Annotated in this window: 22 protein-coding genes; 9 read left to right on the forward strand and 13 right to left on the reverse strand. The window is 71.7% G+C overall.

Features of this window, described 5'->3' with window-relative positions; translation table 11 throughout:
- Positions 1–129: 129 nt before the first annotated feature.
- From ABZV42_RS24150 to ABZV42_RS24160, 3 genes are all read left to right on the forward strand, one after another.
- The gene (locus tag ABZV42_RS24150; RefSeq protein ID WP_355984722.1) at positions 130–630 is read left to right on the forward strand and encodes a methylated-DNA--[protein]-cysteine S-methyltransferase; all 501 of its coding nucleotides are present in this window, start codon (positions 130–132) and stop codon (positions 628–630) included.
- Positions 627–788 (forward strand): hypothetical protein, encoded by a 162-nt coding sequence (locus tag ABZV42_RS24155; RefSeq protein WP_356053554.1) that lies wholly within the window; start codon positions 627–629, stop codon positions 786–788. Before ABZV42_RS24150 ends, ABZV42_RS24155 begins: the two co-directional genes overlap by 4 nt.
- Before the next feature lie 104 nt (positions 789–892).
- Entirely contained in the window at positions 893–3244 is a 2352-nt protein-coding gene (locus ABZV42_RS24160; protein WP_356053556.1) for an excinuclease ABC subunit UvrA, read from the forward strand.
- A gap of 52 nt (positions 3245–3296) precedes the next feature.
- On the opposite strand, the gene ABZV42_RS24165 is transcribed toward ABZV42_RS24160, so the two are convergent.
- From ABZV42_RS24165 to ABZV42_RS24185, 5 genes are all read right to left on the reverse strand, one after another.
- Positions 3297–4100: a lysophospholipid acyltransferase family protein gene (locus ABZV42_RS24165; protein ID WP_355984727.1), complete on the reverse strand. Its 804-nt coding sequence runs from the start codon at positions 4098–4100 to the stop codon at positions 3297–3299.
- Between the two features lie 179 nt (positions 4101–4279).
- A complete protein-coding gene (locus tag ABZV42_RS24170; protein ID WP_356053558.1) occupies positions 4280–5050 on the reverse strand; it encodes a GNAT family N-acyltransferase in 771 nt (256 codons plus the stop codon).
- Between the two features lie 265 nt (positions 5051–5315).
- Positions 5316–6065: a succinate dehydrogenase/fumarate reductase iron-sulfur subunit gene (locus tag ABZV42_RS24175; protein ID WP_355984731.1), complete on the reverse strand. Its 750-nt coding sequence runs from the start codon at positions 6063–6065 to the stop codon at positions 5316–5318.
- Positions 6062–8014, reverse strand: a complete 1953-nt coding sequence (locus tag ABZV42_RS24180; protein WP_355984733.1) for a fumarate reductase/succinate dehydrogenase flavoprotein subunit — start codon at positions 8012–8014, stop codon at positions 6062–6064. Before ABZV42_RS24180 ends, ABZV42_RS24175 begins: the two co-directional genes overlap by 4 nt.
- A 1-nt stretch (position 8015) precedes the next feature.
- On the reverse strand, positions 8016–8687 hold the full coding sequence (locus ABZV42_RS24185) for a succinate dehydrogenase (RefSeq protein ID WP_355984835.1): 672 nt from the start codon (positions 8685–8687) through the stop codon (positions 8016–8018).
- Between the two features lie 120 nt (positions 8688–8807).
- On the opposite strand from ABZV42_RS24185, the gene ABZV42_RS24190 reads away from it, so the two are divergent.
- Complete coding sequence (locus tag ABZV42_RS24190) at positions 8808–9692, forward strand: LysR substrate-binding domain-containing protein (RefSeq protein ID WP_355984735.1); 885 nt, start codon at positions 8808–8810, stop codon at positions 9690–9692.
- 54 nt (positions 9693–9746) lie between these two features.
- Here the strand turns inward: ABZV42_RS24190 and ABZV42_RS24195 are convergent, their stop codons facing one another.
- From ABZV42_RS24195 to ABZV42_RS24210, 4 genes are all read right to left on the reverse strand, one after another.
- On the reverse strand, positions 9747–10526 hold the full coding sequence (locus ABZV42_RS24195; protein WP_355984737.1) for an oxidoreductase: 780 nt from the start codon (positions 10524–10526) through the stop codon (positions 9747–9749).
- A 128-nt stretch (positions 10527–10654) separates the two neighbouring features.
- Complete coding sequence (locus tag ABZV42_RS24200) at positions 10655–12790, reverse strand: EAL domain-containing protein (RefSeq protein WP_355984738.1); 2136 nt, start codon at positions 12788–12790, stop codon at positions 10655–10657.
- Positions 12787–13599 carry an SAM-dependent methyltransferase gene (locus ABZV42_RS24205; protein ID WP_355984740.1) on the reverse strand — a complete coding sequence of 271 codons (813 nt, stop codon included), beginning with the start codon at positions 13597–13599 and terminating at the stop codon, positions 12787–12789. Before ABZV42_RS24205 ends, ABZV42_RS24200 begins: the two co-directional genes overlap by 4 nt.
- Positions 13600–14114: 515 nt before the next feature.
- Positions 14115–15062: an SCO0930 family lipoprotein gene (locus tag ABZV42_RS24210; protein WP_355984742.1), complete on the reverse strand. Its 948-nt coding sequence runs from the start codon at positions 15060–15062 to the stop codon at positions 14115–14117.
- A 691-nt stretch (positions 15063–15753) separates the two neighbouring features.
- Between ABZV42_RS24210 and ABZV42_RS24215 the strand changes: the two genes are divergently transcribed.
- The 3 genes from ABZV42_RS24215 (at position 15754) to ABZV42_RS24225 (ending at position 17498) form a co-directional block, all read left to right on the forward strand.
- Positions 15754–15957: a hypothetical protein gene (locus ABZV42_RS24215; protein ID WP_356053560.1), complete on the forward strand. Its 204-nt coding sequence runs from the start codon at positions 15754–15756 to the stop codon at positions 15955–15957.
- A 16-nt stretch (positions 15958–15973) separates the two neighbouring features.
- Positions 15974–16738, forward strand: coding sequence for a hypothetical protein (locus tag ABZV42_RS24220; protein WP_355984746.1), 765 nt, complete (start codon positions 15974–15976; stop codon positions 16736–16738).
- Between the two features lie 223 nt (positions 16739–16961).
- Entirely contained in the window at positions 16962–17498 is a 537-nt protein-coding gene (locus ABZV42_RS24225) for a hypothetical protein (protein ID WP_355984747.1), read from the forward strand.
- A 128-nt stretch (positions 17499–17626) separates the two neighbouring features.
- Here ABZV42_RS24225 and ABZV42_RS24230 read toward each other — a convergent pair whose 3' ends face one another.
- Positions 17627–18118, reverse strand: coding sequence for a hypothetical protein (locus tag ABZV42_RS24230; protein WP_355984749.1), 492 nt, complete (start codon positions 18116–18118; stop codon positions 17627–17629).
- 331 nt (positions 18119–18449) lie between these two features.
- On the opposite strand from ABZV42_RS24230, the gene ABZV42_RS24235 reads away from it, so the two are divergent.
- Positions 18450–19112 carry a class F sortase gene (locus ABZV42_RS24235; protein WP_355984751.1) on the forward strand — a complete coding sequence of 221 codons (663 nt, stop codon included), beginning with the start codon at positions 18450–18452 and terminating at the stop codon, positions 19110–19112.
- Between the two features lie 110 nt (positions 19113–19222).
- Here the strand turns inward: ABZV42_RS24235 and ABZV42_RS24240 are convergent, their stop codons facing one another.
- The gene (locus ABZV42_RS24240; protein WP_356053562.1) at positions 19223–20068 is read right to left on the reverse strand and encodes a polysaccharide deacetylase family protein; all 846 of its coding nucleotides are present in this window, start codon (positions 20066–20068) and stop codon (positions 19223–19225) included.
- Positions 20069–20148: 80 nt separating this feature from the next.
- Positions 20149–23427 (reverse strand): bifunctional lysylphosphatidylglycerol synthetase/lysine--tRNA ligase LysX, encoded by a 3279-nt coding sequence (gene lysX, locus ABZV42_RS24245; protein ID WP_355984756.1) that lies wholly within the window; start codon positions 23425–23427, stop codon positions 20149–20151.
- A gap of 102 nt (positions 23428–23529) precedes the next feature.
- Between lysX and ABZV42_RS24250 the strand changes: the two genes are divergently transcribed.
- Complete coding sequence (locus tag ABZV42_RS24250; protein ID WP_355984759.1) at positions 23530–23994, forward strand: universal stress protein; 465 nt, start codon at positions 23530–23532, stop codon at positions 23992–23994.
- A 97-nt stretch (positions 23995–24091) separates the two neighbouring features.
- Here the strand turns inward: ABZV42_RS24250 and ABZV42_RS24255 are convergent, their stop codons facing one another.
- Complete coding sequence (locus ABZV42_RS24255; RefSeq protein ID WP_356053565.1) at positions 24092–25246, reverse strand: CapA family protein; 1155 nt, start codon at positions 25244–25246, stop codon at positions 24092–24094.
- Between the last annotated feature and the right edge of the window lie 265 nt (positions 25247–25511).

Here is a 25511-nt window from a genome sequence, read left to right on the forward strand (position 1 = left end):
GAACGCGTCCGGTACGACGTCGCCGGACCGTCCGCTCAGCGCTCTGTCCGAATCCCGCCGGACGGAAGGCCGCGCAGGGCGCACTGTTGAGGGTGAACACGCTGCGAGAACTCGGAAAGGACCGGACCGATGACGGTCTACACGACCATGGACAGCCCGCTCGGCCGACTGCTGCTGGTGGGTGAGGAGTCCGCCACGGCCAAGGGCGGCACCGCGCTCGCCGCGCTGTCCGTGCCGGACCAGAAGTACGGCGCGGTCGTGCAGGACGGCTGGAGCCCGGACGCGGACGCCTTCCGGGAGATCGTCTCCCAGCTGAGCTCGTACTTCGACGGCCGGCTGACCGCCTTCGACATCGAGTACGTGACGAGCGGCAGCGACTTCCAGCGGCGCGTCTGGAAGGCCCTGGAGACCATCCCGTACGGCACCACCGTCAGCTACGGGGAGGTCGCCGCGCTGATCGGCGCGTCCCGGGCCGCGGTCCGTGCCGTCGGTACGGCGATCGGGGCGAACCCGCTGCTGATCGTCCGCCCCTGCCACCGGGTGATCGGCGCGAGCGGCGCGCTCACGGGCTACGCCGGGGGCCTGGAGCGCAAGCGGCAGCTCCTGGACCTCGAGGACGTGCCGTCATGACCGGCACGGGCGCTTCCGGGCCGGTCGATCGGGCGGCCGTGAAAGTCCTCTCGGCGACCGTGAAGGTCCTCCCGGCGACCGTGAAGGTCCTCCAGGCGACCGGTCCGACGGCCTTCCGCGCCGACGGCCTTCCGTCCGCGTCCGACGTGCCCGGGTAGCGAGACCCGGCCCGGCCTAGAATCGTGGGGTTTGCCCCCGCCTCGCCGACGGCCGGGCCGCGGCCCACCGGCCGCGGTACGGGCCGCCCCCAGGAGTTCCGCCGATGCCCAGCCCCGACGGCCACCCCCACTCCCACGTCCGCGTCCGCGGCGCCCGGGAGCACAATCTGCGAGGTGTCGACGTCGACGTCCCGCGGAACCTCCTCGTGGTGTTCACGGGGGTGTCGGGGTCCGGGAAGTCCTCGCTGGCCTTCGGCACGATCTACGCCGAGGCGCAGCGGCGGTACTTCGAGTCGGTCGCCCCGTACGCGCGGCGGCTGATCCATCAGGTGGGGGCGCCGAAGGTCGGGGAGATCACCGGGCTGCCGCCGGCGGTGTCCCTCCAGCAGCGCAGATCGGCGCCCACCTCGCGCTCCTCCGTGGGCACGGTCACCAATCTGTCCAACTCGCTGCGGATGCTGTTCTCGCGCGCGGGCCGGTATCCGGCGGGCGCCGAGCGGCTCGACTCGGACGCGTTCTCGCCGAACACGGCCGCGGGGGCGTGCCCCGAGTGCCACGGTCTCGGCCAGGTCCACCGTACGACCGAGGAGTTGCTGGTCCCCGATCCGGCGCTGTCGATCCGTGAGGGTGCCGTCGCGGCCTGGCCCGGGGCGTGGCAGGGCAAGAACCTGCGGGACATCCTCGACACCCTCGGCCACGACGTGGACCGGCCCTGGCGCGAACTGCCCGCCGAGGAGCGGGAGTGGATCCTGTTCACGGACGAGCAGCCGGTGGTCACGGTGCATCCGGTGCGCGAGGCCGAGCGGATCCAACGCCCTTACCAGGGCACGTACATGAGCGCTCGGCGCTATGTCCTGAAGACCTTCTCCGACACGAAGAGCGCCACGCTGCGGGCCAAGGCCGAGCGCTTCCTGGCCGCCGCTCCCTGTCCGGCGTGCGGCGGAAGCAGGCTGCGGCCCGAGGCCCTGGCCGTGACCTTCGCGGGACGCGACATCGCCGAGCTGGCCGCGCTGCCGCTGGTCGAACTGGCGAAGTCCCTCACGGGCGACTCCGAGACCGCCCGGGTCCTGACCGAGGATCTCGCCTCCCGTATCGCCCCCGTCGTGGAGCTCGGACTCGGCTACCTCAGTCTCGACCGGGCCACCCCGACCCTCTCGGCGGGTGAACTCCAACGGCTGCGTCTGGCCACGCAGTTGCGGTCCGGGCTGTTCGGGGTGGTGTACGTCCTCGACGAGCCGTCCGCCGGGCTGCACCCGGCGGACACCGAGGCCCTGCTCACCGTGCTGGAACGGCTGAAGGCCGCAGGCAACTCGGTGTTCGTCGTGGAGCATCACTTCGATGTCGTGCGCGGCGCGGACTGGCTGGTCGACGTGGGCCCGGGGGCCGGGGAGCACGGCGGGCGGGTCCTGCACAGCGGACCGGTCGCCGCCCTGGAGGGCGTACGGGACTCCGCGACGGCACGCTTCCTCTTCGACCGCTCCCCCGCACCGGCGCGCCCGGTGCGCCCGCCCCGGGGGCAGGTGTCGGTCGGCCCGGTGACCCGGCACAATCTGCGCGGGGTCACCGCCGAGTTCCCGCTCGGCGTGTTCACCGCGGTCACCGGGGTCTCGGGCTCCGGGAAGTCCACGCTGATCGGCGAGGTGAGCGAGGAACTGGCGGGCGTCGGACGGCTGGTCAGCGTCGACCAGAAGCCCATCGGCCGCACTCCCCGCTCCAATCTCGCCACCTATACGGGGCTGTTCGACGTCGTGCGCAAGGTGTTCGCCGGGACCGAGGCGGCCGGGGAACGCGGCTACGGTGTGGGCCGGTTCTCCTTCAACGTGGCCGGGGGACGCTGCGAGACCTGCCAGGGCGAGGGCTTCGTCAGTGTGGAGCTGCTGTTCCTGCCCAGCACCTACGCCCCTTGCCCGGACTGCGGCGGCGCGCGCTACAACCCCGAGACCCTCGAAGTGACGTACCGGGGAAGGAACATCGCGCAGGTCCTGGATCTCACGGTCGAGGCGGCGGCGCGGTTCTTCGCCGACGCGGACACCCCGGCCGTCACCCGCAGCCTCGACACGCTGCTCGACGTGGGCCTCGGCTATCTGCGGCTCGGCCAGCCCGCCACGGAGCTGTCGGGCGGCGAGGCCCAGCGCATCAAGCTGGCGAGCGAGTTGCAGCGGGTCCGGCGGGGGCACACCTTCTATCTCCTCGACGAGCCGACGACGGGACTGCATCCGGCCGATGTCGAGGTGCTGACGGCCCAGTTGCACGGACTCGTGGACGCCGGTCACACCGTCGTGGTGGTGGAGCACGACATGACGGTGGTGGCGGGAGCCGACTGGGTCATCGACCTCGGCCCGGGCGGGGGTGACGAGGGCGGCCGGATCGTGGCCGCCGGGCCACCCGAGCGGGTGGCGACGGCGGCCGGCCGGACGGCGCCCTACCTCGCCCGGGCACTCTCAGGGCTCCGCTAGGGCCGAAGCAGGCGACGCAGGGTGTCGTCCGGGTTCCCTGGCGGTCTCCGGATCAGACCGCGGGGGCCGGGGCTGCCCGATCGTCCAGGGCGTGTGCCACGGCGCGTGGGGCGGGGCCGCCGGAAGCGCCCTGGGCCGCCTCGGCCAGGGACCGGCGGTCGGGGTGGCTGCCCGCCGGGAGCGGGGGCCACAGGACGACCTCGGCCACCAGGCCGCGCGCCGACACCACACGCCACAGCGAGGCGAGCAGCGAGTCCTCGCCGACGAACGCGGGCGCGGTGCTGGCCGCTCCGTCGGCGAACCGGTACCGGATGCGCACGGGCTGGACCGGCACGCCGGCGTCCAGGGCGGCCTGGAAGAGGGCCCTGCGGTAGCGGCCCCCGGCCCGGCCGCACCAGGTGCTGCCCTCCGGGAACGCGGCGACGGCCGAGCCGCCGCGCAGGGTCTCGGAGACCTCCCGCACCGTTGCGGGCAGGGCGCGCAGCCGGTCGCGGTCGATGAACAGCGTGCCGCCGCGGGCCGCCAGCGCGCCCAGCACGGGCCAGCCGCGCACCTCGGTCTTGGCGACCATCCGCGCCGGGCGGACGGCGGCGAGCAGCGGGATGTCCAGCCACGAGATGTGGTTGGACACGATCAGGACGCCGCCGGTGGGCCGGGCGGCTCCGGTGATCCGCGTCCGGACCCCGGCCGTGCGCACCACGGCCAGGCACCAGCGGCGGATCCACCTCCGGCGCGGCCGGACCCGCAGCCGGGCGACGAGAGGCAGCAGGGCGACCCCGAGGACGACGACGGCCAGGAGTGCGGCCAGCCGCAGGACGGCCCGGGGCACACCCGTCCAGGGCCTCGCGGACTCCACGCAGCCGCGCGGTGAGCAGGGTGCGGTGGGCAGCCAGGGGCCGGCCCCCTGGACGGGCCCGGCTGCGGGCCGCCGGGGCGCGGGGACGATTCCGGGGAGCACCGCCGCTCGCGGCCTTCCGCCGGACCGGGGACGGCCGGGAGCCGTGAGCCGGGGGGCTCCGGTGCGGGGCGTGCTCATCAGGCGGGGACGAGCGAGAGGAAGTGCCGCAGGTAGCGCGGGTTGACCCGGCGCATCGACAGCAGCACGTACATGTCGGCGACCCCGAAGTCCGTGTCGTGCGCGGGCTCGCCGCACACCCAGGCGCCCAGGCGCAGATAGCCGCGCAGCAGCGGGGGCAGTTCGGTGCGGGCGGGGCGGGCGACGCCCTCGGCGCTCCAGGGCAGCAGCGGGCGGACGCGGAACTCCTCCGGGGCCAGGTGCTTGTCCCGCACCCGGTCCCAGGTGCCCGCGGCGAGGGTGCCGCCGTCGGCGAGCGGTACGGAGCAGCAGCCGGCGAGCCATTCGTGGCCGCCGTCGATCATGTACCGGGCTATCCCGGCCCAGATCAGGCCGATGACCGCGCCGTCGCGGTGGTCGGGGTGGACGCAGGAGCGGCCCACCTCGACCAGTCCGGGGCGTATTCCGGCCAGCGGACCGAGGTCGAACTCGCTCTCCGAGTAAAGCCGTCCGGCGATCGCGGCACGGTCGGGGGGCAGCAGCCGGTAGGTGCCGACGACCTGGCCTGTCTGCGTGTCGCGGACCAGCAGGTGGTCGCAGTACGCGTCGAAGGCATCGATGTCGAGACCCGGCTGCGGGGTGTTCAGGAGGGCGCCCATCTCCCCGGCGAAGACGTCGTGGCGGAGCCGTTGCGCGGCCCGGACGTCGGCCTCGTCGCGGGCCAGGGTGACGGTGTAGCGGGTGGGGGCGACGGGTTGGGTCGGGGTGTCGAGGGTGGAAACGCCGGTCATGGCACTCTCCTGGTCACGGGCCGGTTCGGCGGAGGGGGTACCCCCCGCTCGAACGGAGTCGAGGGCTCGGGGGAGGCAGGCCGGATCCGAACGGTCTGCGCGCTCCTGTTCTTCCGACGCAGGTTGGCGTGCGCGTGACCAGTGCCAGGAGGGCGGATGTGAGGATGCTGAATGACAGGGGTGACCCGGAAAGCGAGACGGGACCGGGGTGTGAGCACCACACCCGGTCCCGCCCGTCCGCACCGTACGGCGAACGACTTCGGGCCTAACGCTTGCCCGCCTTGCGGGTGGCGCGCAGCCACTCCTTGTTCATGCTGGTGATGGAGAACAGCGGGATGCCCTTGGGGCAGGCGGTCGCGCACTCGCCGGTGAGGGTGCAGCCGCCGAAGCCCTCGTCGTCCATCCGCGCCACCATGTCGAGCACCCGGGTCTCCCGCTCGGGGGCGCCCTGGGGCAGCACGTTCAGGTGGTTGATCTTGGCTGAGGTGAACAGCATCGCGGCGCCGTTCGGGCAGGCCGCGACGCAGGCGCCGCAGCCGATGCACTCGGCGTGCTCGAAGGCGAAGTCGGCGTCGGGCTTGGGGACGGGGGTGGCGTGCGCCTCGGGCGCGGCTCCCGTCGGGGCGGTGATGTAGCCGCCGGCCTGGATGATCCGGTCGAACGCGGAGCGGTCGACGACGAGGTCCTTGACGACCGGGAAGGCGGTGGCCCGCCAGGGCTCGATGTCGATCGTGTCGCCGTCGTGGAAGGAACGCATGTGCAGCTGGCAGGTGGTGGTGCGCTCGGGTCCGTGCGCGTCGCCGTTGATGACCAGGCTGCACGCGCCGCAGATGCCCTCGCGGCAGTCGTGGTCGAAGGCGACGGGGTCGTCGCCGGCGAGGATGAGTTCTTCGTTGAGGGTGTCGAGCATCTCCAGGAAGGACATGTCGGCCGAGATGCCGTCCACCTCGTACGTGGACATCGCTCCGTCGGCGTCGGCGTTCTTCTGCCGCCAGACGCGCAGAGTGAGCTTCATGCGTAGCTCCGCTGGGTGGGGTGGACGTACTCGAAGACCAGGTCTTCCTTGTGCAGGACGGGTGCGGCGCCGGTGTCGGTGAACTCCCAGGCGGCCGCGTACGAGAACTCCTCGTCCCGGCGCGCCGCCTCGCCGTCCGGGGTCTGGGACTCCTCGCGGAAGTGACCGCCGCAGGACTCGGCGCGGTTCAGCGCGTCGAGGCACATCAGCTCGGCGAGTTCCAGGTAGTCGACGATCCGGTTGGCCTTCTCCAGCGACTGGTTGAACTCCTCGCCCGTGCCGGGGACCTTGATGCGCCGCCAGAACTCCTCGCGGATCTGCGGGATGCGCTCCAGGGCCTTGCGCAGTCCCGTCTCCGTGCGGGCCATCCCGCAGAACTCCCACATGAGTTCGCCGAGTTCGCGGTGGAAGGAGTCGGGGGTGCGGTCGCCGTCGACGGCGAGCAGGAGCCGCAGCCGGTCCTCGGTGTCCGCCAGCACCTCCTGCACCGCCGGGTGTTCATCGGTGATCCCGGTGTGGTGCGGGTTGCGGGCGAGGTAGTCGTTGATCGTCGACGGCAGGACGAAGTAGCCGTCGGCGAGTCCCTGCATGAGGGCGGAGGCGCCGAGCCGGTTCGCGCCGTGGTCGGAGAAGTTGGCCTCGCCGACGGCGAACAGGCCGGGGACGGTGGTCTGGAGGTCGTAGTCGACCCACAGTCCGCCCATCGTGTAGTGCACGGCGGGGTAGATCCGCATGGGCACGGTGTACGGGTCCTCGGCGGTGATCCGGGCGTACATGTCGAAGAGGTTGCCGTACTTCTCCTCGACCGCCTCGCGGCCCATGCGCCTGACGGCGTCCGCGAAGTCGAGGTAGACGCCCTGGCCGCCGGGGCCCACTCCCCTGCCCTCGTCGCAGACGTTCTTGGCGGCGCGGGAGGCGATGTCGCGGGGCACGAGGTTGCCGAAGGAGGGGTAGATGCGTTCCAGGTAGTAGTCGCGCTCGTCCTCGGGGATCTCGTTCGGCGGGCGGGTGTCGCCGTGTGCCTTCGGGACCCAGATACGGCCGTCGTTGCGCAGCGACTCGCTCATCAGCGTCAGCTTGGACTGGTGGTCGCCGGTGCGCGGGATGCAGGTGGGGTGGATCTGGGTGAAGCAGGGGTTGGCGAAGTACGCGCCGCGCCGGTGGGCCCGCCAGATCGCGGTGGCGTTGGAGTTCATGGCGTTCGTCGAGAGGTAGAAGACGTTGCCGTAGCCGCCGCTCGCCAGGACGACGGCGTCCGCGTAGTAGGTGTCGATCCTGCCGGTGATCAGGTCGCGGGCGACGATGCCGCGGGCCCGTCCGTCGACGACGATCAGGTCCAGCATCTCGGTGCGCGGGTGCATCTCGACGTTCCCTGCGGCGATCTGCCGGGACAGCGCCTGGTACGCGCCGAGCAGGAGCTGCTGGCCGGTCTGGCCGCGGGCGTAGAAGGTGCGGGAGACCTGGACGCCGCCGAAGGAGCGGGTGTCGAGCAGGCCGCCGTACTCGCGGGCGAAGGGCACGCCCTGGGCGACGCACTGGTCGATGATCTCGACCGAGATCTGCGCCAGGCGGCGGACGTTGGACTCGCGGGCCCTGAAGTCGCCGCCCTTGACGGTGTCGTAGAAGAGCCGGTGCACGGAGTCGCCGTCGTTGCGGTAGTTCTTCGCCGCGTTGATGCCGCCCTGCGCGGCGATCGAGTGGGCGCGGCGGGGCGAGTCCTGGTAGCAGAACTGGACGACGTGGTAGCCCTGTTCGGCGAGGGTGGCGCCCGCGGAGCCGCCGGCGAGTCCGGTGCCGACGACGATCACGGTGTGCTTGCGGCGGTTGGCCGGGTTGACCAGCTTGGCCTCGAACCGGCGCCTGTCCCAGCGTTCTTCGACCGGACCGGCCGGTGCCTTGGTGTCGGCGACCGGCTCCCCGGTCGTGAAGTGGGCGTATTCAGAGGTCATTTCAGCTCACCACTCCGGTCATGACGCCCACGGGCACGGCGATGAAGCCAGCCGTGAGCAGCAGCGCGAGGGCGTTCGCGATGGTCTTGAGGGCACGGTCGCGGGTGCGGCTGCCGGCCCCGAGGGTCTGGGCGGCGCTCCAGAAGCCGTGCCGGATGTGCAGGCCGAGCGCGAGCATCGCGACGATGTAGATGACGTCGCCGTACCAGGTGGAGAAGGTGTCCACGACGTTCTGGTACGGGTGGCCCTCCTGGAAGCCGCCCGAGTGCACGGTGCCGGTGGTCAGGTCGAGGAGGTGCCAGACGATGAACAGGCCGAGGATGATCCCGCCCCAGCGCATCGTGCGGGTGGCATAGCTCGCTCCTCGCTTCTTGTGCACGTACTTGCCGGGCCGGGCCTTGATGTCACGGCGGCTGAGCTGGTACGCGGACGTGGCGTGCGCGATCACGGCGACGACCAGGACCACGCGGACGAGCCACAGCGTCCACTCGTAGTGCATGAAGGGTTCGCCCACGGTGCGCAGCCAGTGGGCGTAGTGGTTGAACTCCCCCGCGCCGAAGTAGATCTTCAGGTTCCCGATCATGTGGGCGATCAGGTAGAGCAGCATGATCAGGCCGCTGACGGCCATCACGGTCTTCTTGCCGACGGAGCTGTCCCACACGGTGCGCGCCATGGACGACCGTCGGTCCGTCCGCGTTGCCAGAGCCATGGGAAGAGACGGTAGGCCGCGAGGAACCGATCAGTCCAAGACATGGAACAGCTTGTTTCCATAGACATGGGCTATCGTCGAAGGGTGCAGTTCCAACAGCTCCAGTACTTCGTCGCCGTCGCGGAGACCCGGCATTTCACCCGGGCCGCCGAGCTGGTGCATGTCGCGCAGCCTTCTCTCTCCCAGCAGATCAAGGCGCTGGAGCGGGAGTTGGGGGTTGATCTCTTCCTGCGGGCGCGCGGGAACATCACCCTGACCGACGCGGGCGAGGCGCTGCTGCCGCTGGCCCGGCGCATCCTCGCCGACGCGGACACGGCCCGGCACGAGGTCCAGGAGCTGGCCCAGCTGCGCAGCGGCCGGGTGCGGCTCGGCGCGACCCCGAGCCTGTGCACCGGTCTGCTGCCCGACGTGCTGCGCGCCTTCCACGACCGCTATCCGGGCATCCGGCTGCTGATCGAGGAGGGCGGCTCGCACGATCTCGTACGGGAACTCGCGCGCGGCGCTCTCGACCTCGCCCTCGTCGTCCTGCCCCTGCCCACGCCGTCCCCCGCGCTGACCACCGTGGAGCTGCTGCGCGAGGACCTGGTGGTGGTGTCGTCACCGGATGCCCCGGCACCCGGTGAGGGCCGGAGCGCGGTGCGTGTCGCCGATCTGGAGGGCGAGCGTCTGGTGATGTTCCGGCACGGCTACGACCTGCGGGAACTGACCGTCGGCGCCTGTCGCGCCGAGGGCTTCGAGCCCGACTTCGCGGTCGAGGGCGGGGAGATGGACGCGGTTCTGGGCTTCGTCCGGGCCGGCCTCGGCGTGGCCGTCGTACCGCGCATGGTGGCCGCGCGGTCCGGGCCGGGGCTGCGGGTGACGCCGTTGGCCCCGCCGGGACTCGAGCGGACCATCGCGCTGGCGCACCGCAGCGATGTGGCGCCGCCCCGGGCGGCCCGGGAGCTCCAGCGGATGCTGCTGGAACGCTGACGGCGCCCCGCCGCGGGCGCGCGGCACGGCACGCCCGGGCTCACCGGGCCGGACTCACCAGGTCGGGATGAGGCCGCCGTCGATCACGAAGTCGCTGCCGGTGATGTTGCGGGCGCGGTCCCCGGCGAGGAAGAGCACCAGGCCGGCCACCTCGGCGGGCTCGGAGAAGCGGCCGGTGACGGTCGCGCCGGAGGCCTTGGCGACCACGTCCTGCGGGGTGAGTCCCGCGGCGGCCGAGACCGTCGCGGCCACTCCCCCGCCGCCGAGCCACAGGTCGGTCTCCACGGGACCGGGGCTGACCGTGTTGACGCGGACGCCCTGCGGCCCGACCTCCTTGGACAGCGCCTTGGAGAACGCGACCAGCGCCGCCTTGCCCGCGCTGTAGTCGATGACCAGCGGGTCCGGCAGAGTGGCGTTGACCGAGCCGATCGTCACGATCGAGCCCTGTCCGGCCGCCAGCATCGACGGCAGGGCCGCACGGGTGACCCGTACGGCCGTGAGCAGGTTCAGGTCGAGCGTGCGCAGCCATTCCTCGTCGGTGACCGACAGGAAGCCCTCGGTGCGGGCGGGGGCCGTGCCCACGTTGTTGACCAGGACGTCGATCCGCCCGGCCGCCGCCTCGACGAGCCTGCCCGCGGCGTCGGGTTCGGCGAGGTCGACCGGCACCCATCGCACGTTCCCCTTCGCCACCAGGGCGTCGAGGCCGGCGGAGGTGCCGCGGGAACCGGCGATCACCGTCGCGCCCGCGCCGGTCAGTGCCTCCGCGACCGCCAGTCCGATCCCCTTGCTGGCTCCGGTGACGACAGCCGTTCTGCCCTGAAATTCGGTGCTCATCCGCCTCAGCTCCATGTGTGGGTGTGCCTCCTGTCCATGAGACATACGCAGAGCCGCACGCGCGAGACGTCCCGCGAGCCGGCGGTGCGGCGCGCCCCCGGTCCGGGAGGGCGCGCCACGCGGGGCGTTCAGCCGACGGCGTCGACCAGCGCCAGCTCGTGCAGCCGCTCCGGCGGTCCCGGACGGGCGTAGTACCAGCCCTGGGCGGTGTCACAGCCCAGTATCCGCAGCTGCTCGGCCTGCGCTCCGGTCTCCACGCCCTCGACCGTGACCGCCAGGTCGAGACTGTGGGCGAGGGAGACGATGCCCTCGACGATCTTCAGGTCGACCGGATCCGCCGGGAACTGCTGCATGCCCTGGGTGAACGACCGGTCCAGCTTGAGGATGCTGACCGGCAGACGCCGGAGGTTGGCGAGGTTCGAGTAGCCGGTGCCGAAGTCGTCGAGCGCGATGTCGACGCCCATCTCGGCGAGCCGGCGCAACGGTTTGAGCAGATCGTCGTCCGCGCCGATCAGCGCGGACTCGGTGACCTCCAGGCACAGCGCCCGGGCGTCGAGACCCTCACGCTCCAGGATGTCGACCGTGTCCTGGACCAGGCCCGGATGAGTGAGCTGACACGGCGAGAGATTGACGTTGACGCGCAGCGGGCCCGAGCCGGTGTGCCGTTCCTGCCAGCTGCGGGCCTGCCGGACCGACTGCTCCAGGACCCAGCGGCCGAGCGGCACGATCAGTCCGGTGTGCTCGGCGAGCGGAATGAAACGGTCGGGTCCGAGGACGCCGTGCTGCGGGTGCAGCCAGCGCACCAGCGCCTCCGCACCCCGTACGCTGCCGTCGCCGAGGTGCACCAGCGGCTGGTACTCGATGAAGAACTCGCCCCGGTCCAGGGCGGCGGGGAGCGCCGTGGTGAGTCCGTTGCGGGTGATGGCGCGGGCGTCGGCCTCGGGGTCGGCCAGCTCGAAGCGGTTGCCGCCCGCGGACTTGGCCCGGTACATCGTGATGTCGGCGCTGCGCAGCACCTCGGCGGCGCCGCGCTCCCCGGCCGGGCCCTCGACGATGCCGACGCTGCCGCGCACGGTCAGGTCGCGGCCGTCGATGCTGATCGGGGTGACGAGCGCGTTCATGATGCGGCCGGCGAGTTCGTCGACCTCGCGCTCGGTGTCCGGTCCTGTGGTCAGGGCAACGAACTCGTCGCCGCCGAGCCTGGCGACCATCTCGCCGGGGGCCGTGGCGCAGGACTGGAGGCGGTCGGCGACCTCGACGAGCAGCCGGTCGCCGGCCGCGTGCCCGAGGCTGTCGTTGATGGTCTTGAAGCCGTCGAGGTCGAGGTAGCAGAGCCCGAAGCGCTGTCCCTCCCCCGCGGCCAGCGCCTTCTCCAGACGCTCGAAGAACAGGGTCCGGTTGGGCAGTCCGGTGAGCGCGTCGTGGGTAGCCTCGTAGCGCAGCCGCAGATTGAGCAGCCGCCGCTCGGTGGTGTCCTCCATCAGCGCCAGCTGGTACTGGGGGGCGCCGTCCGCGTCGCGCAGCAGCGAGACCGTCAGGTTGGTCCACAGGGCGGTGCCGTCGGGGCGGTAGAACGCCTTCTCGACGTGGTAGTGCTCGCGCTCGCCGCGCACCAGTTCCTCGTACAGCCGCCACACCTGCGGGGCGTCCTCGGCGTGCGTCCATTCGAAGACCCGGCGCCCGCGCATGGTCTGCTCGGAGCCGCCGAACATACGCAGCAGGGCTCCGTTGACCTGGAGGATGTTGCCTTCGAGGTCGGCGATGCCGATGCCTATGGCCGCGCCCTCGAACACCGCGCGGAAGCGGGCCTCACTGTCGTGCAGTGCCTCGGCGACGGCGCTTCGCGCGGTCAACGCCGCCTGCGAGATGGCCTGTTGTTCGGCGAGCGTCCGCTCGCGCAGTGCCTCGGCGTATCCGGCGGCCATGGCGTGCTGGAGCCGTACGGAGCGGGTCCGCAGCGCCTCCTTGGGACCGTCCTCGCCGCAGTAGAGCACGAGGTAGGCGTCGACGCAGTCGAGCGCCCGGCTGAGGGCCTCGGGGTCCGTGCAGTGCGCGGCGACGAGTGCGGCGCCGACGCTCCGCCCCTCGACCGCCTCGAAGGTCCTGGCCCGCAGGGCCTCACTCAGCCGTCTCGCGAGCGGCAGCAGTTGTTCCTCGAACTCCGGCCGGGTCAGCGAGGTGGAGGTGACGGGAAAGACCGCGCGGCTCCAGATCGTCGCGAACCGGCGAAGTCTGTCCTCCGGCCCGTCCGGCTCGGCGCTCACGCCGTGCGTCCCACGCCGCCGAACCCGGAGAATGAATAGGGATCCTCGTCCTCGGGTGCCGTGTCGGGCCGCCAGTCCGGCATCGGCACCAGTCCGGGTTCCACCATGTCGTACCCCTCGAAGAACCGCGCGATCTCCTCGCGCGTGCGCATGATCAGCGGGTTGCGGATGTCCTTGTAGACGTCGACCGTGCCCTCGGCCTGCTCCCGCGGGAGCGGAATTCCCTCGAACGAGGCATGCGTGACGACGAGCATGCTTCCCGGCGCGAGGGCGTCGCGCAGTTCGGCCACCGCCCGGTACGGGTCGTCCGCGTCTTCCACGAAGTGAAGTATGGCAACGAGAAGGAGCGCGACCGGCCGGTTCAGGTCGATCAGCCGCTGAACCGGCTGGCTCGCCAGGATTTCCTGGGGCTTGAGCAGGTCCGCGGCGACGACGTCCGCGTCCTCGTTGTCCCGCAGCACGGCCTGGCTGTGTGCGACGGCAACCGGGTCGTGGTCGACGTAGACGACCCGTGCGCCGGGCCGGGCGGCCTGGGCGATCTCGTGGACGTTGCCGAACGTCGGGATGCCGGAGCCGATGTCGAGGAACTGGTCGATGCCCTCGCCGGCCGCGTGGCGCACGGCCCGGCGCATGAACGCCCGGTTCGCCTGCATGACCTTGGGAAGGCCCGGCATGAACTCCATCGCCTTGCGCGCCGCTTCCCGATCCACCTCGAAGTTGTGCGAACCGCCCAGGTAGTAGTCGTATATCCGGGACACGCTCGGCACTGAGATGTCAATGCTGCGAGGGGCCCAGGCGGGACGCTCCATCTATCTCTCCAAGGCGTAGGCGACGGCACGGACGATCCGGTGTTCGAGCAGAGGCTACTGATCGCCCGCCAAAGGGGCGAGTCAAACCGGAAATTGACCGTCCGTTCCCGGTCACTGCCTCGGGCACGTGCCGAATTGGCAACTGCGAACGTATACCGCGCACGCCACTCACCGCCTCCGCGAAATCATTCCGAAGCATTCCAAAAAGCTCGGCGGAGTCACGAAGCGTGGTCAAGTCCCGGAGCGGGCCGAAGCGTTCTTTCACATCCGGGCAACAGGGCGGATCTTTCACGTTCCGGCGACGGCCGGAACCTTTCGGCGGGCACCGGGTGCGCGCCGGGCCGGGCCGCCCGTGACCCGCACCGGATGCGCGAGGGCCGGTCCGCCAGGGACACTCAGTGGGTGCACAAGGGTCCGCCCCCTCCGGTGGAGGGGGCGGACCCTTGGCGGCGCGTTCGTTCGGGCGAACCGATCAACCGTGGGGAGTTGACGTCCTACCGTGGGGAGTTGATGCCCTACTTGGCCGCGCCGACCGGCTTTCCGTCGGGCGAGACGGCGTACCAGGTGCCGCCCACGCCCTGACCGTTGGTGTCGCCGGGGGCGCTGTCACCGGAGAAGGTGTAGATCGGCCAGCAGTTGACCGTCATCTGCTTGACGCCGTCCGGGCGGGTGAAGCCCATCAGGCCCTTCTTCTGGACGCCCTTGGTGTCGCTCGCGGGGACCGGGGCGACGGCGGGCCACTTCTCCAGGCAGGCGCCCGTGCAGGCCGACTTCGAGACGGGCCAGGCCTGGTCCTTCATGAAGCGGTAGACGGTCATGCCGTTCTTGTCGACGACGATGTCGCCGAGCTTCGGGTCCTTGCGGACCGACAGACCCGGAAGGGCGGCCAGCGTGGCCTTCTTGCCGTCGGGGGCCGAGGCGAACCAAGTGCCGCCCACGTTCTGGCCGTTGGCGTCACCGGCCTTCGTGTCCTTGGCGAAGCGGTACATGGGCCAGCCGCCGATGGTGAGCTGCTTCGTGCCGTCGGTGCGGGTGACCTCGCCGAGCAGGGCCTTGTCGACGCCGGTGGCAGCCTCGGCTCCGGCGGCGGGCACGGGCGGCCAGGCGGTCGCGCAGGCACCGTCACAGCTCGACTTCGGCGGCTCGGCGGTGTCCTTGTCGAAGCGGTAGAGGGTGAATCCGGCGCCGTCGGTCAGCACCTTGCCGAGCTTGACGCTTTCGGTCACGGTCAGGTTGCCCGCGGCCTCCGGCTTGGCGGCGGCGCTCTCGTCCTTGGAATCGGCTCCGTAGCCGTTGCCCGCACCGGCGGTGGTGGTGGACCCGTAACCGCCTGCCGCCGCGGTGGCGCCCACGTTCTGGGTACCCGTGGAAGCGTTGCCATTTTCCTGACCACACGCCGTCGTGAGCGCCAGCACGGCCGCAGCTGACGCTACGAGTGAGGCGCTCCGCCAGGAGGTCTTCATTGGTAACTCCCGCTGTTCGCATAAGTGTTGCAGCGCCCTGCAGCGCCGCGCATGGCCCTAGGTACGGGCGGGAGGTGCAGGAGTGTTCAAACGGGCCCCAAATTTCTTTCGGAAGGCCCTGACGCGTTCGACGCGGATCGCACACACATTCGACCGGCGCCGCCGCTTCCCGGCCCGGCGCGTCAGCCACCGGGTGCCCCAGGTACCCAATTCGTGGCCAATCCAGGACACTTCGGGGTGACCCGGTCGCTCGCGCCCCATGATCTCCGTCGTGCACGCACCTCAGCGGACCCGATCCGCCCTCGTCATACGGGTACTGGCGCTGACGGCGCTCACCTGGCTCCTGGTCGGCGCGCCGAGCGGAACGGCCGCGGCCGACGCCTGCGCCTACGCCTCGACGGGTCAGGACGGTGACGGGATCACCGCGGTGGCCGTGGCGGGCGACGGGGCCGTCGCCGTCGCCGGACACCCGATCCGGTGCCCGGCCCCGACCCCGCCCTGCCCCCCGACACCCACGCCGACCCCGCCGCCACCGCCTCCGCCCCCGCCCCCGCCGCCGCCCAAGCCGACGCCGGCACCACCCCCGGCGCCCACCCACGCGCCGAAGCCCGTGCCACCACCTCCGCCTCCGCCCCCTCCGCCGGCACCGAGACCGAAGCCGAGGCCCCTGCCGCCGCGGCCGGCTCCGGTCGTGGCACCGAGACCCGCGCCGAAGCCCGCACCGACACCGACACCGAGCGCTCGCCCCGCTCCGCCGCCGGTTCCGGTCAGTTATCCGGCGTACCGCGCCCCGGCGCACAAGCACGCGCCCCGCAACGGTCCTTCGCTGGTCTCGTTCACCCTGCTCATCACCGCGCCCGCGGTGCTAGCCGTCGCCGCGCTGCGCCCGCGCTGACCCCTGGAGGCACACTTTGTCGGATTGGCTTGTTCTCGCCCTCGCGATGGCGGCCGCGTGCCTCGTGGTCCTCGCCGTGACCCTCGTACGCCATCGCAGGGCCCGCGAGGACGAGGACCCCACCGAGACGCCGGACGTCATCGAGTACATGACGATGATGATCGGCGTGGTGTACGCCATCGTCCTCGGGCTGGCGATCGCCGGTGTCTGGGAGGCCCGCGGCGGCGCCCAGAGCCAGGTGCAGTCGGAGGCCCAGGCCCTGCACGAGATCCACGAACGGGTCCGGGTCTACCCGCCCGACGTCCGTGACCGGATCCGCGGTGACGTCGACACCTACGTCCACTACGTGGTCACCACCGAGTGGAGGACGATGGCCGAACAGGGCCGGGTGAGCGCCGAGGGCGGCCGTCTCCTCGACCGGGTCAGGCACGACGTGACCGACTACCGGCCGAAGTCGGACTTCGAGGCACAGGCGTACCAGCCGCTCCTCGACCAGGTGACGGCGGCCGACACCGCGCGGAGCGCCCGCGCCGGCTCCACGGGGGCGACCATGCCGGGGGTGGTGTGGTTCGGACTGATCACCGGCGCCGTGGTCACGGTCGGAATGATCTTCGCGCTCCAGATCCGGCGTACCGCGCGGGAACTGATCCTGGCCGGGCTGTTCTCCGCCCTGATCGCCTTCCTGCTCTTCCTGATCTGGGACTTCGACTCGCCCTACAGCCGCGGGATCACGGCGTCGGCGGAACCCTTCACCTCACTGTTCCCGCAGATTCCCGGCTGATCCGCACTAGCTGGTCCGGCGGTTCCGGGGACGTGCGCCACGCCGTGCGCGTCCCCCGTCCGCACGCGCGCCGTCCCTCGAACGGCCCACACAATTGCCCCGTTCGCGCTACTGGGATCGCGCCCCGGCCTGCCCTTTCCTAGCGTTTCGATCGTCGAGGTGCATTTCTGGCGCGAGCGGAAAAGGTCCGCAGCAAGGCTCCTCGGGGACCTGGAGGCTCACCATGCGCGCGATACGCGTCGCTTCGGCCGCACTGCTGGGCGTGACCGCCCTGACCTTCGCCGCACCCGCCGCCCTCGCCGGTGACGGGGACCACGGCCTCACCCCGATCACCCCGTTCGCCTTCAGCGTCCAGCCGTCGACCATCGCCGCGGGCGGTCAGGTGTCCCTGCTGCTGAAGCGGGACGGCGGGTGCAGGGGAACCGCCACGGTGACGTCCGGGGTCTTCGACACCGTCACCATCCCGCCGGGGCAGTCCTCGGCCACCGCCATGGTCGACTGGGACGCCAGACCCGGGGCCGTGTACGACGTGACGTTCTCGTGCGGCGGAGCGAGCGGCAGCACCGGTCTGACCATCGCCGGCGGCCGGCCGGTCACCCCGACACCCGTACCCCTCCAGCGGGGTGTCCGGGCAGGGGTCGGCGGCAGCGTCGGCGGCTTCGACCTCAAGGAGATCGGCATGGGCGCGGCGCTCATCGCCGGTTCCGTGGGCACGGCCTGGTACCTGTCCCGTCGGCGCACCTCCTCCGACGAGACCTGACGGAACGGCACAGCCCTTCACCCCGGACCCGGTCGGACGGGTCCGGAGCGAAGGGCTTCACGTGCGCCCCGCGCGGCGGACGGCCTGCCTCCGAAGGGGGCGGGACCGGCCGCTCGCCGGCGGAACGGTCAGATGTGCCGCTCCGACCTGCGCCGCATCCAGAACACCCCGCCGCCGGCGGCCGCCGCGGCCACCAGACCGCCGCCGATCGCCATGTCGGTGGGCGTGGCACCGGTGGTGCTGCTGCCGCCGAGGCCGCCGCGCACACCGCCGATGACGGTGAAGGCGGCCGGGCGGGTCAGCGGACCCGTCCCGTCGCAGTTGACGGTGATGTCGTACGAGCCGGGACGGGCGTCCTGGTTGATGGTGGCCGTACCGCTGGACGACTCGTTCTGGCTGCCCAGGAGCGGCGAGAGTCTCGTCTGACGGAACGCGGGAGAGGTCATCGTGCCTCCCCTCGGGCAGCCGTCGACCGTGACGGTCAGCTGGCCGCCGCGGGCGATGACACTGGGCATCGCGACGATGTTGCTCGGCGTGTTCCACGCCGCGGCCATCGGGGCGGCGAGCCCCAAGGCGGCGACCGCGGCGGCGGACACCGCCAGGGCACGAGTAGTACGCATGTGTTCCTCCGCGGGGGCGCCCCGGGAACCGTCCCCGGTGGATCGGCGAGAAAGCGCCTCCCAGTCAGACCCTCAGATGCCGTGCACGGGGCCGCATTTCGGGAATGGTCCGTCCTGGTGAGAGGACACGCCGAGAGAATTCCGCACAATCGGATATTGCCGCAGGTCACGGACTGTCAGAAAATTCCTGGTCACGGCAACTCGGATGGCGCACGGGGCATTCCTCGCACCACCCGTTCGCCCGCGTCCCGTCGCCGGGCGGCTTCGCTGCCATTAGCGTGCTCATATGCGCGGATGACGAGGCGACGGCCGCGTCGAGAGGGGATTGCGAATGTCTGCGTCCGAGCTGGCCGAAGAGGAGGAGCGGCAGAGGAAGCGCGCTCCTTGGGGCGTGATAGCGCTTGTCCTGCTGACCGGCCTCGCACTCATTCGGAACGGTTCCGGTGAGTTCGACGTGGGCCCCCCGCAGCCGGCCTCGGCCGCCGCGGCGGACAGCCGCACGCCGGTCGGCACGTTCCCGAAGACTCCGGCCTCGCTGCCGTACTCCGTGGTCGACCGGGTGCGAATCCCGGCCATCCGCGTCGACGCCCCGGTGATGCCGGTCGGTCTGGACCTGGACGGCTGGGTCGACGCGCCACCGCCCGACGACCCGAATCTCGCCGGCTGGTTCACCGGTGCGGTGTCGCCCGGCGAGAAGGGCACGGCCGTGGTCGTGGGCCATGTCGACAACATGCGGGGCCCCGCCGTCTTCTACGGACTCGGGGCGCTCAAGAAGGGCAACAAGGTCGAGGTCCTGCGCAAGGACGGAAAGACCGCGGTGTTCGAGATCTACGGCATCGAGGTCTTCGCGAAGAGCGATTTCCCCGGCGACCGCGTGTACAACAGCAAGGGCACCCCCGAATTGCGCGTCATCACGTGCGGCGGCGGTTTCTCCAAGCAGCACGGGTACGACGGGAACGTGGTCGTTTTCGCGCGCCTTTCCGAGGTGCGCTGAGGATTCCGGGACCGGGCGCGCGAAAAGCCGGTCGGCGAGGCGTTCCGCCTCCCGCCCGGCGCCCCGGCCGAAAGCCCCGCGACACACAGTGCGCGGGGCCTTTCCCGGTTCTACACGTTCTTCCGGTGCGGCACCGTCATGTGGTACCCGGCGTCCAGCAGGCGCGGGAGATAGGTGCGCAGCGCCTGGACGCTCTGCGAGCGGTCGCCGCCGGCGTCGTGCTGGAGGACGACGACGCCCGGGGCGGCCTCCTTCTGGACCGTGCCGACGATCGCCCGGGTCCCCGGCCTCGACCAGTCGAGCGTGTCGATCGTCCAGGCCATCGGCTCCATGCCGAGTTCGGCGCCGATCTGGTAGGTCGCGCGGTTCCACTCCCCGTACGGCGCCCGGAACCAGGCGGGCGGCTCGCCGTAGGCTTCCTCGATCACGTCGCTGGTGCGCCCGATCTCGGAGCGGATCGCGGAGCGCGGGAGCTTGGTGAGCAGCGGATGGCTCCAGGTGTGGTTGCCGACGATGTGTCCGTCGTCGGCCATCTCGCCCAGCAGGTCCTTGTTGTCGGCGGCCATCATCCCGCACACGAAGAACATGGCGTGGACGTCGTACTCGCGCAGGGCGCGCAGGATCTCGGGGGTGTAGTGCGGGTCGGGACCGTCGTCGAAGGTCAGCACCATCGTGCGGCCGCGCCCCGACACCCGCATGAAGGGCTCGTTCCTGACGAGGGTCCGCAGCTGTGTACCGCGCGGCGGCGGGCCGTATCCGGCGAGCGGCTGGAGACGGTAGACGGAGGGCTTGAGGGCCCGGGAGGCGGGCGGGCCGGAGAGCGGAAAGTTCCGCGCCGGCTCCGCGGCCTGGCCGGCGGTCAGGACACGGGCTGTGCCCGCGGCGCCGGCCGCCCCCAGGACGGCGGCACCGGCGATCAACGCCCGGCGCCGATTAATCAGCTGATCCTTTTTCATGACTAATCAGTCACCCGGCGGAGGGGCCGCCGGGCCGAGCAACACCGGTACGGCCTCACGAATGCACCCGGCTGGACCATTCAGCGGCGCCGGACCAGCGGGAACGGCAGCGTCTCCCGGATCGTCAGCCCGGTCAGGAACATGACGAGCCGGTCGACGCCGATCCCGAGCCCGCCGGTGGGCGGCATGGCGTACTCCAGCGCGTCGAGGAAGTCCTCGTCCAGCTCCATCGCCTCGGGGTCTCCCCCGGCGGCCAGCAGCGACTGCTCGGTGAGCCGGCGGCGCTGCTCTACCGGGTCGGTCAACTCCGAGTAGGCGGTGCCCAGTTCAGTACCGAACGCGACGAGGTCCCAGCGTTCCGCGAGCCTCGGGTCGGTGCGGTGCTGCCGGGTGAGCGGGGAGACGTCGGTCGGGAAGTCCTTGTAGAACGTGGGCAGCTTCGTCTTCTCCTCCACGAGACGCTCGTACATCTCCAGGACGACGTCACCGCGTCCGTCGTCCGGTGTGTACGGCACGCCCGCGCGATCGCACAGCCGCAGCAGCCGCTCCAGACTCGTGTCGGCGTCGATCTCGTCCCCCAGCGCCTCCGAGACCGCGCCGTACACCGTCTTGACGGGCCAGTCCCCGGAGATGTCGTACTCGGTGCCGTCCTTGCGGGCGATCGGCGAGCCGAACGCGGCGGTCGCGGCGCCCTGGATCAGCTCGCGGACGAGGTCGAGCATCACGTCGTAGTCGGCGAAGGCCTGGTAGGCCTCCAGCATCGTGAACTCGGGGTTGTGCTTGTAGGAGACACCCTCGTTGCGGAAGGTGCGGCCCAGCTCGAACACCTTCTCCATACCGCCGACGCACAGCCGTTTGAGGTAGAGCTCGGGCGCGATGCGCAGATACAGGTTCAGGTCGTAGGCGTTGATGTGGGTGGTGAACGGCCGGGCGTTGGCGCCGCCGTGGATCTGCTGGAGCATCGGGGTCTCGACCTCCAGGTAGCCGCGGTCGAGCAGTCCCTGGCGCAGCGCCTGGACCGCCGTGGAGCGGGCGCGTACGACATCGCGCGCGGCCGGGCTGGAGACCAGGTCGAGATAGCGGCGGCGGACCTTCGCCTCCGGGTCGGCGAGGCCCTTGCGCTTGTCGGGCAGCGGGTGCAGGCACTTGCCGGTGAGCTGCCAGGAGGTGACGAAGACCGTGGGCTCCCCGGTGTCGCTCGCGCCCGCGAGACCGTCGGCGCTGATGTGATCTCCGATGTCGATCACCTGGCGGAAGCGGTCGAGCGCGGCGCCGGACTCCTTGCGGGTGAGGGCGATCTGGAGATCGCCCGACCAGTCACGCAGCACGGCGAAGAGGATGCCGCCGAAGTCGCGTACGAGCATCACGCGTCCGGCGACGGTCACGTCCTCGCCGCCGCGGACGTCGGCCAGGACGTGGGTGCGGGGCGGGATGCCGACCGGATAGGGGTCGGTGCCCTCGGCACGCAGCCGGTCGAGTTTGCGGTACCGCACGCGGACCTGGTCGGGCAGGCCGGTGGCGGGATCGCCGGTTCCGGCCCCGCCCTCCGCGTCCAGGCCGAGGGCCGCCAGCGACGGCAGCCCCGCGGTCGTGGCGGGCGCGGGGCCGCCCTTCGCGTGTCCCTTGCCCCACAGACTGCGCAGCGAGGGTACGGACACGAAGCCCTCGGCGATGGCGGACGCCAGGCCGATGCGGGCGAGGGCGCCGGTGTCGCCGTAGCAGATGAAGCGCGGGTACCACTCCGGGTGGTACTTGGCGTTGGAGCGGTAGAGGGCCTCCAGCTGCCACCACCTCGAGAAGAACAGCAGCAGCCTGCGCCAGAGCCTGAGGACCGGGCCGGCGCCGATGCGGGCGCCCTCCTCGAAGACCGAGCGGAACACGGCGAAGTTGAGGGAGATGCGCCGCACCCCGAACTTGCCGGCGACCGCGCACACCTCCGCGACCATGAACTCCATGACTCCGTTGGGCGCGCTGCGGTCGCGGCGCATGAGGTCGAGGGAGATGCCGTCGCGGCCCCAGGGCACGAGGGAGAGCAGCGCGAGGAGCTTGCCGTCCGACCCCATCGCCTCGACGAGCAGGCAGTCGCCGTCCTCGGGGTCGCCGAGCCGGTCCAGGGCCATCGAGAAGCCGCGCTCGGTCTCGGTGTCGCGCCACGCGTCCGCGCGGCCCACGATCTCCTCCATCTCGCTGTCGGACAGGCTGGAGTGCCGGCGGACCCGGCAGGTGGCGCCGGAGCGTTTGACGCGGTTGACGGCCTGCCGGGTGACGCGCATGTCGCGGCCGGACAGGTCGAAGCCGGCGACGTGCAGGATCGCCTCGTCGCCGAGCTGGAGGGCGCCGAGCCCGGAGCGGGCGAACGCCTTGGCGCCCTCTTCGGAGGCGCCCATGGCGGCGGGCGCCCAGGCGTAGCGGCGGGCGATGTCCAGCCAGGCGTCGATGGCGTGCGGCCAGGCCTCCCGGTCGCCGACGGGATCCCCGCTGGCGAGGCACACCCCCGCCTCGACGCGATAGGTGACGGCCGCCTTGCCGCTGGGCGAGAAGACGACGGCCTTGTCCCGGCGGGTGGCGAAGTAGCCGAGGGAGTCGTCGCCGCCGTACGCCTGGAGCAGGGCGCGGATCCGTGACTCCTCGTCGCCGTGCAGGGCCGCGACCAGGCGCTGGGAGCGGAAGAGCGTGGCGGCCGCGTTGAGCAGGGCGAGAGCGCCGAACAGGCCGAGGACGAAGAACAGCCAGTGCGGCGGACGGCCGTCGAAGGATCGCCCGGAGACGAGTCCGCCGCAGACCCGGTTGGCGGCCCACAGCAGCCGCTGGCTCTCCACCAGGGTGCCCGGGACCAGTTCGACCAGGCCCCAGCCGACCAGGATCGCCACGACGAGCCCGGCGACCAGGACGAGCAGGGCCCGCCGTACGGCGGCGCGCCGCGAGTCGGCGTAGAACTCGCGGCGGGCCACGATCAGCAGCGCGAGCAGGATCCCGCAGACGATCAGCGAGGGGATCGAGGCGGCGTAGAGGCCGGCGGCGACCCCGAGGGCGTCGGTCAGGACGAGCAGCCCGAGGTAGACGACCACGAGCCACCAGGCGATCTTCTTGCGGGCGGCCGTCGCGGCGGCGAGCAGGAAGAGGAAGACGGCGTACGCGAGGTTGGCGCTGACCGGGATGATCAGAAGGTCGAGGAACCGCACGACGGGGCGCAGCACCGCGCGCACCGGGGGGATGAAGGCGAGCAGGGCGCAGAGCAGCCCGATGGCGGCGAAGAAGGTCGCGAAGCCTTCGGGCACCTTGCTGAGGAAGCCGTTCCTGGGCGGCCGTGCCGGGCCGCTGGCGGTCTTCGGTGGGCGGGCCTCCACGGTGGCACTCATGGTTCCGACTGTAGGAAGAGCGGCGGTGCCCCGCCCGTCGAGCGGATCCGTTCCGCTCCCCCCGGGGCCGGGGGACCTGCGGGTTCCGATAGCCTCGCAGCCGTGACGGAAGAGCAGCACGCGCATCGGTTCGAGCGCGGGACGGACGGTCCCAAGGTCATCGTCGTCGGTGTGGACGGCTCCGACTCCTCGCTGCGCGCCGCGGCGTACGCCGGGGGTCTGGCGCGGCGGCAGCGGGCGCTGCTCGCGGTGGTGTACGTCCAGCCGGTGATGGCGGCGGGAGCGGCGCTCGGGGTGCCGGTCGCGGGGACGACCGACGAGATCGCCGAGGATCTGATCCGGTACATCCGCGACGCCGCCGAGCGGGTGAAGGACATATTCGATGTGCGCTGGGAGTTCCACACCTTCCGCGGCGACCCCTACAACGGTCTGGTCACCGCCGCGGACGAGCTGAAGGCGGACGCCGTGGTGGTGGGGGCCTCCGAACAGGCGGGGCACCGGATCGTCGGTTCGGTGGCGATCCGGCTGGTGAAGGCGGGCCGCTGGCCGGTCACGGTCGTGCCGTAGGAACGCCCGGACCGGTACGGATCCGCGTCCGCGCGGGGCCTGCGTCAGACGCGGGGTCCGGCGTCAGCGCGGGTCCGGCCTCGACGCGGGTCCGGTGTCACTTGGCCATGATCAGGCCGGAACGGCCCGCGCCCCGGGCGAGGACGACGTCGCGGATCCGGTCGCGGACAGCGCCGACCGTGGCGCCCTGTTCCAGCGCCGCGTCGAGATCGACGACCCGGCCGGCGTCGAGGTCGAAGGCCAGCGGGATGAACTCGGCCTTCGTCACCTCCCACCGCTGTGAGCGCCGCGCGGGCGGGGAGAAGGTGAAACGGCCGATGGTGCTCTGGTCGCCGCGCGGGTCCTGGACGCCCTGGTCGTCGTACATCTCACCGGCGATCTGGTCGCCCGTGCCGTAGACGACCCAGGTGCCGTTGACCTTCTCGTACGCCTGCGGGACGTGGGAGCGGGTGCCGAGGATCAGGTCGATGTCGGGGCGCCCGTCGGTGCGGGAGGCGGTCAGCTGCCCGGCCAGGCTCAGCTGGCCTTCGTCCGGCTGGTCCTGCCACTCGGTGCCCTGGTCGAGGGAGACGACGACCACGTCGGCGCCGGCTCGCCGGGCGGCCCTGGCGTCCGCGACGATCCTGGCGGGATCGCTCAGGCCGACCGCCCAGGGCTGCCCCGGCGGGAGCGGGAGTCCGCCGGTACCGTCGGTGTACGCGAGATGGGCGACGCGGGCGCCGCCCGCCCGCATCAGAGTGACGGCGTTCGCCTCCGGTGCGCTGCGCGCCGATCCGGCGTGCCGTACGCCGGCACGGTCCAGCGCGTCCAGGGTGCGCCGGACACCGTCGGCGCCGTCGTCCAGGGTGTGGCCCGAGGCGGTGGAGCAGGAGTCGTAGCCCGTGGCGGCGAGGCCCTCGGCCACCTGGGGAGGGGACTTGAACATGTACGTGCCGGTGCGGTCGGCCCCGGTGTCGTACACGGTCCGCATGTGACAGATCGCCAGGTCGGCACGGGAGACGACGGGCCGGACGCCGGCGAGCATCGGCCGGAAGTCGTATCCGGCGCCTCCCGCGTCGGAGCCCGCCCGTTCGAGGACCGAGCTGTCCGGCAGGATGTCACCGCCGGCGACGAGCGTGAAGCCGCGGGCGGCGGCGGGGCCGGGCTGCCCGCCGCGGTGGTGGGCGGGCGTGTCGTGGGCCCGAGTGGTCACCGCGGCAGCGATGAGGAGGGCCGCGAGGGCCAGATTGATCTGTCGCGCGCGTGTGATCATGCCGGGCCCCATGCAGTCGCATTTAACTACTAATAGATACGAATCCACAGGTACGGGCCGTCGACAGTCAAGGAGACACCCCCGGGGCTCACTCGTTCGGCGTTCACCGGCACGCCGGTCGGCCGGTGCGAACGGCCGTACGAACATGGGGTCACCGCATTCGGGCCTCCACCTCGGCCGACCGTTCGGCGCACCGTTCGCCGACCGCTTCGACCGCCCACCGCACAACCGTGTTCCCGGCCTGTCCGCCCGGGGCGCGGGGCGC

The organism is Streptomyces sp. NPDC005281, assembly GCF_040607495.1.
Taxonomy (GTDB): Bacteria; Actinomycetota; Actinomycetes; order Streptomycetales; family Streptomycetaceae; genus Streptomyces.

What these genes read in the sequence shown, in the direction of transcription:
- ABZV42_RS24150 (WP_355984722.1), top strand. Translation starts at nt 130, where the DNA reads ATGACGGTCTACACGACCATGGACAGCCCGCTCGGCCGACTGCTGCTG.
- ABZV42_RS24155 (WP_356053554.1), top strand. Translation starts at nt 627, where the DNA reads ATGACCGGCACGGGCGCTTCCGGGCCGGTCGATCGGGCGGCCGTGAAA.
- ABZV42_RS24160 (WP_356053556.1), top strand. Translation starts at nt 893, where the DNA reads ATGCCCAGCCCCGACGGCCACCCCCACTCCCACGTCCGCGTCCGCGGC.
- ABZV42_RS24170 (WP_356053558.1), bottom strand. Translation starts at nt 5,050, where the DNA reads ATGACCGGCGTTTCCACCCTCGACACCCCGACCCAACCCGTCGCCCCC.
- ABZV42_RS24175 (WP_355984731.1), bottom strand. Translation starts at nt 6,065, where the DNA reads ATGAAGCTCACTCTGCGCGTCTGGCGGCAGAAGAACGCCGACGCCGAC.
- ABZV42_RS24180 (WP_355984733.1), bottom strand. Translation starts at nt 8,014, where the DNA reads ATGACCTCTGAATACGCCCACTTCACGACCGGGGAGCCGGTCGCCGAC.
- ABZV42_RS24185 (WP_355984835.1), bottom strand. Translation starts at nt 8,687, where the DNA reads ATGGCGCGCACCGTGTGGGACAGCTCCGTCGGCAAGAAGACCGTGATG.
- ABZV42_RS24195 (WP_355984737.1), bottom strand. Translation starts at nt 10,526, where the DNA reads ATGAGCACCGAATTTCAGGGCAGAACGGCTGTCGTCACCGGAGCCAGC.
- ABZV42_RS24205 (WP_355984740.1), bottom strand. Translation starts at nt 13,599, where the DNA reads ATGGAGCGTCCCGCCTGGGCCCCTCGCAGCATTGACATCTCAGTGCCG.
- ABZV42_RS24210 (WP_355984742.1), bottom strand. Translation starts at nt 15,062, where the DNA reads ATGAAGACCTCCTGGCGGAGCGCCTCACTCGTAGCGTCAGCTGCGGCC.
- ABZV42_RS24225 (WP_355984747.1), top strand. Translation starts at nt 16,962, where the DNA reads ATGCGCGCGATACGCGTCGCTTCGGCCGCACTGCTGGGCGTGACCGCC.
- ABZV42_RS24230 (WP_355984749.1), bottom strand. Translation starts at nt 18,118, where the DNA reads ATGCGTACTACTCGTGCCCTGGCGGTGTCCGCCGCCGCGGTCGCCGCC.
- ABZV42_RS24235 (WP_355984751.1), top strand. Translation starts at nt 18,450, where the DNA reads ATGTCTGCGTCCGAGCTGGCCGAAGAGGAGGAGCGGCAGAGGAAGCGC.
- ABZV42_RS24240 (WP_356053562.1), bottom strand. Translation starts at nt 20,068, where the DNA reads ATGAAAAAGGATCAGCTGATTAATCGGCGCCGGGCGTTGATCGCCGGT.
- lysX (WP_355984756.1), bottom strand. Translation starts at nt 23,427, where the DNA reads ATGAGTGCCACCGTGGAGGCCCGCCCACCGAAGACCGCCAGCGGCCCG.
- ABZV42_RS24255 (WP_356053565.1), bottom strand. Translation starts at nt 25,246, where the DNA reads ATGATCACACGCGCGCGACAGATCAATCTGGCCCTCGCGGCCCTCCTC.